General features: G+C 69.9%; 2 protein-coding genes. Both read right to left on the bottom strand.

Going from position 1 to position 1642, the window contains the following annotated elements; all coding sequences use genetic code 11:
* Positions 1 to 66: 66 nt before the first annotated feature.
* Positions 67 to 1047: a quinolinate synthase NadA gene (gene nadA / locus B8460_RS07695; RefSeq protein WP_373855740.1), complete on the bottom strand. Its 981-nt coding sequence runs from the start codon at positions 1045 to 1047 to the stop codon at positions 67 to 69.
* Between the two features lie 126 nt (positions 1048 to 1173).
* The coding region (locus tag B8460_RS07690) for an NUDIX hydrolase (protein WP_048861003.1) at positions 1174 to 1642 on the bottom strand (469 nt) is incomplete at its 5' end.

The raw sequence follows: 1642 nt of genomic DNA, 5'->3' as shown, positions 1-1642 counted from the left end.
GGGGGGCTGGCGGGTCCTGATCGTCGACCGCGTGCACCGGCGCGCCGTCCCCGAGCATCACGGCGCTCATGCGACGGCCAGCATCCGCTCGACCGCGCGCCGCGCGCGGACCGCGATGTCTGGATCTATCTCGACCGGGTGGCGCATCGTCTCCAGCGCGGCGCGTATGTTGGCCAGCGTGATGCGCTTCATGTGCGGGCACAGGTTGCAGGGGCGCACGAAGTCGATATCCGGATGGCGGGCGGCGACGTTGTCGCTCATCGAACATTCGGTGAGCAGCACCACGCGCGCCGGCCGGTGCGCGTCGACATAGTCGCACATCGCCGCCGTCGAGCCGGCGAAATCCGCCACGGCAACCACGTCGGGCGGACATTCGGGATGCGCGAGCACGACGAGGCCGGGGTGGTCCTCGCGCAGGGCGGCCACCTCGGCCGCGGTGAAGCGCTCGTGCACCTCGCAATGGCCGCGCCAGGCGATCACCTCCACGTCCGTCGTCGCCGCGACGTTGCGCGCGAGGTATTCGTCGGGGACCATCAGCACGCGTGCCACGCCGAGCGATTCGACGACGCGGCGGGCATTGCCGGACGTGCAGCAGATGTCGCTCTCCGCCTTCACCGCCGCCGAGGTATTGACATACGTCACGATCGGCACGCCCGGATAGCGGGCGCGCAGCAGCCGCATGTCGGCGGGCGTGATGCTGTCGGCGAGCGAGCAGCCGGCGGCCGGATCGGGGATGAGCACGGTGCGGTCCGGGTTGAGCAGCTTCGCCGTCTCCGCCATGAAGTGCACACCCGCGAGCACGATGACGCGCGCATCCGTGCGCGCCGCCTCACGGGCGAGCGCGAGGCTGTCGCCCACGATGTCGGCGACGCCGTGGAAAATTTCCGGCGTCTGGTAGTTGTGGGCAAGGATGACGGCGTCGCGTTCGCGCTTCAGTCGCAGAATGGCATCCACGTCCTCGGCGAAGACCGGCCACTCCAGCGGCGGGATCGCATGGCGCAGCCGCGCATAGACGGGCTGCACCCGGTCCAGAACCTCGGACGACACCATGGCGGCTCCTTATGCTCGATTGGAGCATTTAGCGGGCGACATTGCCCGCCGACTTATGCTTGGTCTGAGTATAAGGTCTGTCAAGAGCCGGGCCGGGGCGGGGCCGGCGCGGCCGTGCAGGGTTCAGCGGCTGCGGGCCAGCGGCAGCTTGCTGCCGGCGACGGCGCGTTCGGCCAGCACCGCGGTGCGGAACCGCACGAGGCGCGCGGGGCGGCCGCCGGTCTCCGTCGTCACCTCGCCCGTCTCCTCCACCAGCTCCTGCTGCGCGATCAGCCGGCGGAAGTTCTGCTTGTGCAGCAGGCGTCCGGCCACCGCCTCGAACACCCGCTGCAGCTGCAGAAGGGTGAAGCTGTCGGGCATCAGCTCGAACACCACGGGGCGGTATTTGATCTTGGCGCGCAGCCGGGCGATGCCGGTGGCGAGGATGCGGCGATGGTCATGGCGCATCGCCAGCCCCGCGACCTCCGGCCCCGGGCACCCGGCATCCGGCGCCCCGGATTCCGCGACCAGCCCGGCCTCGAACAGCAATTCATAGCGCTGGAGGATCAGCTCCTCGTTCCAGACATGGGTGCCAAGGCCGAAGGTGATGGCG

Origin of the sequence: Acidisphaera rubrifaciens HS-AP3, assembly GCF_000964365.1 — a bacterium.
Classification (GTDB): Bacteria; Pseudomonadota; Alphaproteobacteria; order Acetobacterales; family Acetobacteraceae; genus Acidisphaera; species Acidisphaera rubrifaciens.
The sequence above is the reverse complement of the archived record's forward strand: the minus strand, read 5'-3'. Positions and strand labels throughout refer to the sequence as shown.